This is a genomic window from Desulfosarcina sp., assembly GCF_041551955.1.
Classification (GTDB): Bacteria; Desulfobacterota; Desulfobacteria; order Desulfobacterales; family Desulfosarcinaceae; genus Desulfosarcina.
The window spans coordinates 1-7,729 of sequence record NZ_JBFELV010000235.1; the positions used below are offsets into that span (position 1 = coordinate 1).

Below are 7,729 nucleotides of genomic sequence, written 5' to 3' on the forward strand. Positions count from 1 at the left end.
CATCTTGTGCGGCATCTCCTCCGGCGCGGCGGTATGGGCGGCCATCCAGGTGGCGTCGCGGGCGGAAAATGCCGGCAAGCGCATCGTCACCATTTTGCCCAGTACGGGCGAGCGGTATATCAGCACGGAACTGTTTGTTTAATCGTTTAACTGAATATCCTTCCCCTCCAGCACCCGGTTCATGTTGCGCACGGCACACATCTTTCCGCACATGGTACAGCTGTCCTCGTGCTCGGGTGGCGAGCTGTCCCGGTATCGGGTGGCCTTTTCAGGATCCATGGCCAGACCCAGCATCCGTTTCCAGTCCAGGTCCGCCCGTGCCCGGCCCATGGCATCGTCCCAACCTCTGGCACCGGGGATGCCCTTGGCGATGTCGGCGGCGTGGGCCGCGATGCGGGCGGCGATGATACCCTCTTTCATGTCATCCAGATCGGGCAGGCGTAAATGCTCGGCCGGAGTGACGTAGCAGAGGAAATCGGCGCCACTGGCCGCGGCCACGGCGCCGCCGATGGCGCTGGTGATGTGGTCGTAGCCGGGCGCCACGTCGGTGACGATGGGCCCCAGCACGTAAAACGGCGCGCCGTGGCACAAGCGTTTTTCCAGCATCATGTTGCCGGCGATTTCGTTCAACGCCATGTGGCCCGGCCCTTCGATCATCACCTGAACGTTCTTCTCCCAGGCCAGTTTGGTCAACTCTCCCAACGTGATCAGTTCCTCCACCTGGCTGGCATCGGTGGAATCGTGCAGGCATCCCGGCCGGCAGCCGTCTCCGAGGCTCAGGCTGACGTCGTGCGCCTGGCAGACCTCCAGCAGTCGGTCGTAGTATTCGTAAAAGGGGTTTTCCCGGTCGTTGAGCTGCATCCAGGTGAACATGAGGGATCCGCCCCGCGAGACGATGTTGGTGATGCGCTCCCGGCGCTTTATTTTTTCCGCGGCACTGCGGTTGAGCCCGGCATGGATGGTCAGAAAGTCCACCCCGTCCTCGCAGTGGCGCTCGACCACATCGAAAATTTCGTCCACCGTGAGATCCTTGAGGTTCTTGTCATAAAAGCCCACGGCATCATAGATGGGAACGGTGCCGATCATGGCCGGTGACGTCTCCACCAGCCGGCGACGGAATTCCCGGGTCTTGCCGTAGCAGCTCAGATCCATGATAGCTTCGGCTTTCAGCGCCAGGGCCAGCCGGACTTTGTCCATTTCCAGATCGACATCGCAGCAGTCTTTGGAAATGCCCAGGTTGACGTTGATCTTGGTGCGAAGCCCCTGGCCGACGCCTTCCGGGTCCAGGTTGGTGTGGTTCCTGTTGGCCGGGATGATCACCTTCCCGGCGGCGATCGACTCCCGCAGCGTTTCGGGTGCCATCTTCTCTTTTCGGGCAACGATGTTCATCTGGGACGTGACGATGCCCTGGCGGGCGGCGTCCATCTGGGTGGTGTAGGTCATGGGAATGCCTCATTTGATAGGGTTCAAGGATTCGAAGATCCAAGGGGTCAGGTGCATGGTTGGTTCGTGTATGTCGTGCTCAATTCACGAGGTCTTTCAAATTTCTTATGATTGTCCTCAATTTCAGTGGTGCGATTTTTGTCAAATGGTTCGTCTCATCGAGTTGCCGGTCCGCTCGCTTGAATCCTCGACCCCTCGAATCCTCGAACCCTTTCATTTAGAATTCTTTCCACCACCACGTCGGCTTGCTTGGCGGCGGCAATGCCGACGACGGCTGAGGTGGGCGGCATGGTATCGGATACTTCCGAGCACCCGTCACCGACAAGATAAAAACCGTCACGCACGCGCCGGGTGCGGATCCGATCGCTGCGGCCCCAGCCGCCGATGCCCGATGCGCTCACCAGCAGACGGGAATCGGCCAAGAAGGCCTCGGCCATCATCTTCTTGTCCTGGGCGCGATCCAGGGCCTCTACGATCATGTGGCAGTGTCGGAACACCTTGCCGACATTGCCGGCACTCAGGCGTAAATCCAATGCATGCACGTCAAGGTCCGGGTTGATCCGCTTGAGGTTGGCCTCGAGTGCGGTCACCTTTTTCATGCCAACCTGGTCGATGAAGTAATACTGGCGGTTCAAGTTGGACGGGGCAACATGGTCGAAGTCGGCGACCACCAGCCGACGGATGCCGGACCGCACCAGATGGGCGGCAGCGTTCGAGCCCAAACCGCCGGCGCCGGCGATGCCCACACACCCCGATCCCAGGCGCCGGATCTGTTCATCTGTAAAATGGGCCTGCAGGCCCTTGAGAAATGGGTTTGCCGCCATGGTCGCTTAAACGATGTTCCTCTTTTCAGATGGTTCTGCGTCTACCCACCTATGTGTTGCCAATCCTTGAACACCGGCTGCCAGCCAGCCCGGCGAAGCATGTCCACCATTTCCGGTGCGGAGCGTTCGTCGGATATGTCGAACTGGCCGATGCTGTCCGCCTTGTCGGTTCTGCCGCCGACGGCCGTGCATGAACCGGCAGACATACGGGTCACACCCAGGGGCAGGAGCCGGTCCCGGAACCGGGCACTTTCCCGTGTGGAGATGGTGATGCCCACGCGGGGCATGAACAGGCGCAGGGCGGTCATCGCCTGGACGATATGGCGGTCTTCGACGGTGCATCCGGGTTGGTAACCGCCCACGTGGGGTCGCATACGGGGCAGGGAAACGCTGATCTCCGTCTGCGGGTAGCGGCCCTGGAGGTAGCAGGCGTGCAGGCCGGTAAAGAAGGCGTCCCGGCGCCAGTCGTCCAGACCCAGCAGCGCCCCCACATTGACTGCCCGCATGCCTGCCCGGCAGGCGCGCGCCGGTGCATCCAGGCGGAAGCGGAAGTCCCGTTTGGGGCCTTTGGGGTGCAACCGGCGGTAGAGCGCTTCGTTGTATGTTTCCTGGTAAAGGGTCAGGCTGTCGACCCCGGCCGCGATCAAGCGTGCGTAGTCGGCCTGCGACAAGGCATAGATCTCCATGCCGATGGCCGGGAAATAGCGGCCGAGCACCTTGCAGCAACTGGCGATGTAATCCACGCTGGCGATCCCCGGCGCGTCGCCGGTGAGAATCAGGACGTGCTTGAGTCCGCTCGCTGCGATAGCCCGGGCTTCGGTCTCCACTTCGTCCAGGGTCAACTGTCGGCGGACGATGCGGTTGTTCCGGCTGAAACCGCAGTACAGACAATGGTTGGTGCAGAAGTTGGACAGGTACAGCGGCGTATACAGCACCATGGTGCGGCCGAATTGGGCGATCGTCAGGGCGTGGGACTTTTGGGCCATGCGTTCCAGATGCGGCGCGGCCGCCGGTGACAGCAGGCACAAATAATCACCGGGGGAGAGCGTGTGCTTGCCCAGCGCCCGTCGAACATCACCGTCGGTTACCGATTGAACCTGGCTGGAGAATTCGCCGCCGCCATAGGCGGCATCGCTGTCGTAAAAGTCCATGGGTTGCGCTTTATTCCTGCTCATAGAGAAAACCGGTCAACGGGGAAGATGCCGCCGCGGTTGTCCGAATGGCACCCAATCCGGCGTGCCAGGCATCCCTGCCGGCCCTTATGGCCGCGGCAAAGGCGCCGGCCATGGCCACCGGATCGGCGGCGCTGGCAATGGCCGTGTTCACCAGGCATGCGTCGGCGCCCATCTCCATGGCTTCGCAGGCCTGTGAGGGTTTGCCGATGCCCGCATCCACCACCACGGGGACGGTGATTTCATCGATGATGATCTGCAGCATCTCCCGGGTGGTGAGCCCCCGGTTGGTGCCGATGGGTGCGCCTAACGGCATCACGGCGGCGGCGCCCGCAGTCTCCAGTTGGCGGGCGACGATGGGGTCCGCGTTGATGTAAGGCAGCACCACGAAGCCCTCCTTTACCAGGATTTCGGTGGCCCGGACGGTTTCGTGGCCGTCAGGTAATAGATGTCGGTTGTCCGGGATGACCTCGATCTTGACCCAGTTGCCGCAGCCGGTGGCCCGGGCCAGCCTGGCGATGCGCACGGCCTCTTCGGCAGTGCGTGCACCCGAGGTGTTGGGCAGCAGCTGCATGTGTTCCGGGATGTGTCGCATCACGTTGTCGGTGGTTGCCGTAAAATCCACCCGACGCAGGGCCACGGTGATGATTCGAGATCCCGAGGCCGCAATGATTTTCGGGATCATGTCATCTGCAGGATACTTTCCGGTGCCGACGATCAGTCGCGAGTCAAACGCATGCCCGCCAATGGTCAGGGCATCCGTGGAATGATTTGGCTTCATGACTTCATCCTCCGCCCACGAATCTGAGGATTTCGAGGGTATCGTTTTGCTTCAGGGTGATCTGGTTCAATTCGGCTGTGGTGATAATCTTCAGGTTGTGCTCCACCACCACCTTGGCCGGGTCCAGGTCCTTTTCACGGATCAGGTCGCCGATGGTGATGCCTGCCGGCACCGGTGTCTTTTGTCCATTGAGCTGGATGTCCATGGTCGTCTCCGAACTGCGGTTGTCAGGGCTTGCGCCGTTGTTCAAAAGCAAATCACCACCGGCCCAATAAAAAAAGGCTTGCCCAAAGGGGCAAGCCTGACAAAAAGATTCGCAATCGTGTTTTCTTGTCGTGCTTCCCTACGGCAGTATTATCTGCATCAGGTTCGAAGGGTCGGCGCCATGCGCCATCTCAGCCCCCCATTCGGGGCACCCCCAGCGTTCAGATTATGGTTGGACAATAAAGGGTGTGGTTGGCAAAGTCAAGTGATCTAAGGTGAAATACGGCGAAACACCCGCTATCTATTTGATGACCACACTGGCGCCGATCTGCTGGAACCGGTTTTCGATGTCGAAATGCCCTCGACCGATCTGGTAGACGTTGCGGATGATGGTCTTTTCCGGGCAGGCCAGCCCAGCCAGCAGAATGCACGAGGCCGCCCGGATGTTGTCCGGGTTGGTGTCCGCGCCCTTGAAGGTGGTGGGGCCGTTGACGATGGCCAGGCCGTCCTCTTCATCCAGGTCGATGGACGCCCCCAGTTTTTTCAGTTCGGCTACCTGGCTGAAGCGTTTGTCGAATATGCGCTCCCGGATGTAGCTTTGCCCGTCGGCCACGCAGGAGAGGGCCATGATGGCCGGCTGAAAGTCCGTGGCGAATCCGGGATAGGGGCAGGTGAGCACATTGACCGGCTTCAGACCTCTGCCCGGTGACGACACGTCCAGCACATGCCCGTTGATGCCGATGTCGATGCCCATCTGCATCATTTTTTCGATGAGAATCCGTAAGTCACCCGGTGCCACGCCGATAATGGAAATTTTTCCGCCGGCAATCCCGGCGGCCATCATAAACAAGCCCGCATCCAGCCGGTCGTTCATGGCGTAGTGGTCGATGGGCGTCAAGGCCGACACCCCTTCAACGGTCAGGGTCCGGGTGCCCAGGCCGTGAATCCTGCCGCCCATCTTGATCAGGAAATTGGCGAAATCGTAGATTTCGGGATCGGAGGCGGCGTTTTCGATGATGGACACCCCCTTTGAAAAGCTGGCCGCCATCATCAGGTTTTCCGTGCCGGTGTGGCTGGGAAAATCAAGATACATCGTGCTGCCCTTAAAAGCTTCGCCACTGATGACGAAGTCATTGCCGCTGTCGATTCGCGCCCCCAATCGGGCGAATCCCCGGTAGTGGTAGTTCAGGTTTCGGGCCCCCAACGGACAGCCGCCGACACTGGGCAGCCTGACTTCACCCAGCCGTTTGAGCAGCGGCGGGATGAAGAGCACGGATGCCCGCAGGCGGCAGGTGAGCGATTCGGGAAGGTCCGACCGGGTCAGGTGGGTGGCGTCCACACAGACCACTTTCTCGTTGGCAAAATAGTCCACCGTGGCGCCCACATGGCGCATGAGTTCGAAGGCCACGAGGATGTCGTTCAACGGCGGCACATTGCGGATCACGCTGCATCCCTTATCAGGCAGCAGGGATGCGGCCAGCATGGGCAGAATCGCATTCTTGGATCCCTGCACACACACACTGCCGGATAGAGGCTTGCCCCCTTCGATTTCGATATAGGCCTGACCGCTCATTTGATTGTCCTCGCTAAGGTTTAGCATGTTGTGGTTGGATCGTCGTCCCGGGCCCTAAATAGGCACAAAAGCATGCCCCCGGCAACTGATTTTGTGAAGCCTCGAGGATCGGAAGGATAAGGATGTCCGGTCGATGTATGGGGTGGCCGGCATCACGTTTGGCGCATTCCTAATTTAGCCGGAATGCCTCGTGGGTCGGCGACAATTTGGTTGCGGCCGTTATCTTTGGCTTGGTAAAGGTTGCGATCAGCGATTTTCAGCAGCCGCTCGAGACTATCAATCCGATCGCTAAAACAGGCGACTCCAATGCTTACCGTCAGGCGCACGCCAGGCTTCGCAGCCTGGCTCGGGCCTGCATCAAATTGATGGGATTCGATGCAGGCCCGCAACCGTTCAGCTAGCCCCATTGCGCTTTCAAGAGGTGTATTTGGAGCGATAACGATGAACTCCTCACCTCCGTAGCGAGCCAGTACGTCTGAACCCCGAAGTTGGGTGGCGACCAGTGCGCCGACAGCAATGAGCACTTGATCGCCTGTCGGGTGCCCGTATTGGTCGTTGATGTGTTTGAAGTGATCTAAATCGAGCAATAAAACGGCGAGTGGCCGATCATATCTGCGTGCAGCCGCAACTTCTTCAACCAAGCGCTGATCCATGTAGCGGCGATTGAACAATCCTGTCAGGGAATCGGTCAACGACTCATGCTCCAAGAGGCTGATTCGCATGATATTTGACGCCGTGTTCAATGACAAGGTAGCTGAAAGCCACACGAAGCAAGCCCCGAAAAAGAAGATGACCGGAACAATCATATCCAACGGGTTGGTCTGTGCCTTCCAAAAGGCGGCGATGTAAAACACGTAGCCAATGACAAAGATGGCGATCAAGGCTGTCATCGTATACCAGCTCTTGCGGGAAGACCCCTGTGGCAATTGACCGATTAGCCTTGTCACGCTAACCAGCGCACCGATAAGTATCACGGCGCCTGCCAGCACCAAGGTATTAGCAAAAAATGAAAGCATGCAATTGTCCGTTCATCCCAACGTATTTACGGCGGGTCACCCCACATCGGCTTAGCATCCTGGCACGAGAAATAACCGCAATGCTTTTAGCGCATTGGCACCACCACATCGCTGACGGCAATGATCTCTTCAACGATAGGGTCATCCACGAATGGAGGCCCCCGCGGTGATCTTCCCGTAACTGGCCAGACGCTGACCCTTTATCGGTTTTGATACTGGCCCACGGCGTCTTTGCCGGCTTCCTTGATGGTGAAGAGGGCCTGGTCAGCTGCGGCAATCAAACCATTCAAATCCTCGGCATGGTTGGGAAAGGTCGCTATGCCAAAACTGGCCCGCAGTCGGACCTCGATGCCCTGATCCAGAACATAGACCGTATTTTTCACGCTGGCGCGGATCTCGGACGCTTTTTGCAGCGCCTGGGGCTGATCCATCCCCGGCAAGACGACCACAAACTCGTCCCCGGCGTAGGCCACGGCAAAAGCCGGCTCCTCAAGGCAATTGCCGATGGTGCCCGCCACTTTCTGGATAGCGCGGCTGCCATTGAGATGGCCATGGGTGTCGACAATCGTCTTGAAATGGTCCAAGTCCATGAATATCACAGAAATCGGGGTGTCCGCGTTTTTTGCGCTGTCAATCCATACGGCGAGCGACTGGTAAAGGTAGCGTTGGTTGTAAAGACCGGTCAACCCATCCCGCAAGGCCTGATCCCGAAATCG

At 59.1% G+C, this 7,729-nt stretch carries 8 protein-coding genes and 1 riboswitch; all 8 genes read right to left on the reverse strand.

Translation table 11 applies throughout. From position 1 onward, the window contains the following. Positions 1-138 precede the first annotated feature (138 nt). The gene (gene thiC, locus ABYV26_RS16275) at positions 139-1,443 is read right to left on the reverse strand and encodes a phosphomethylpyrimidine synthase ThiC (protein WP_372682409.1); all 1,305 of its coding nucleotides are present in this window, start codon (positions 1,441-1,443) and stop codon (positions 139-141) included. A 155-nt stretch (positions 1,444-1,598) separates the two neighbouring features. Then, positions 1,599-2,267 carry a sulfur carrier protein ThiS adenylyltransferase ThiF gene (thiF, locus tag ABYV26_RS16280; RefSeq protein WP_372682410.1) on the reverse strand — a complete coding sequence of 223 codons (669 nt, stop codon included), beginning with the start codon at positions 2,265-2,267 and terminating at the stop codon, positions 1,599-1,601. Between the two features lie 41 nt (positions 2,268-2,308). Beyond that, positions 2,309-3,442: a 2-iminoacetate synthase ThiH gene (gene thiH, locus ABYV26_RS16285; protein WP_372682411.1), complete on the reverse strand. Its 1,134-nt coding sequence runs from the start codon at positions 3,440-3,442 to the stop codon at positions 2,309-2,311. Beyond that, positions 3,429-4,220, reverse strand: coding sequence for a thiazole synthase (locus ABYV26_RS16290; RefSeq protein WP_372682412.1), 792 nt, complete (start codon positions 4,218-4,220; stop codon positions 3,429-3,431). Before ABYV26_RS16290 ends, thiH begins: the two co-directional genes overlap by 14 nt. Positions 4,221-4,224: 4 nt before the next feature. Then, on the reverse strand, positions 4,225-4,470 hold the full coding sequence (thiS, locus tag ABYV26_RS16295) for a sulfur carrier protein ThiS (protein ID WP_372682413.1): 246 nt from the start codon (positions 4,468-4,470) through the stop codon (positions 4,225-4,227). 73 nt (positions 4,471-4,543) lie between these two features. Next, a riboswitch (TPP riboswitch) is annotated at positions 4,544-4,650 on the reverse strand. A 75-nt stretch (positions 4,651-4,725) separates the two neighbouring features. After that, the gene (gene murA, locus ABYV26_RS16300; RefSeq protein WP_372682414.1) at positions 4,726-5,997 is read right to left on the reverse strand and encodes a UDP-N-acetylglucosamine 1-carboxyvinyltransferase; all 1,272 of its coding nucleotides are present in this window, start codon (positions 5,995-5,997) and stop codon (positions 4,726-4,728) included. A gap of 152 nt (positions 5,998-6,149) precedes the next feature. Further along, positions 6,150-7,013 carry a GGDEF domain-containing protein gene (locus ABYV26_RS16305; RefSeq protein ID WP_372682415.1) on the reverse strand — a complete coding sequence of 288 codons (864 nt, stop codon included), beginning with the start codon at positions 7,011-7,013 and terminating at the stop codon, positions 6,150-6,152. 200 nt (positions 7,014-7,213) lie between these two features. Continuing rightward, a partial coding sequence (locus tag ABYV26_RS16310) for a GGDEF domain-containing protein (protein WP_372682416.1) occupies positions 7,214-7,729 on the reverse strand: 516 nt, incomplete at its 5' end.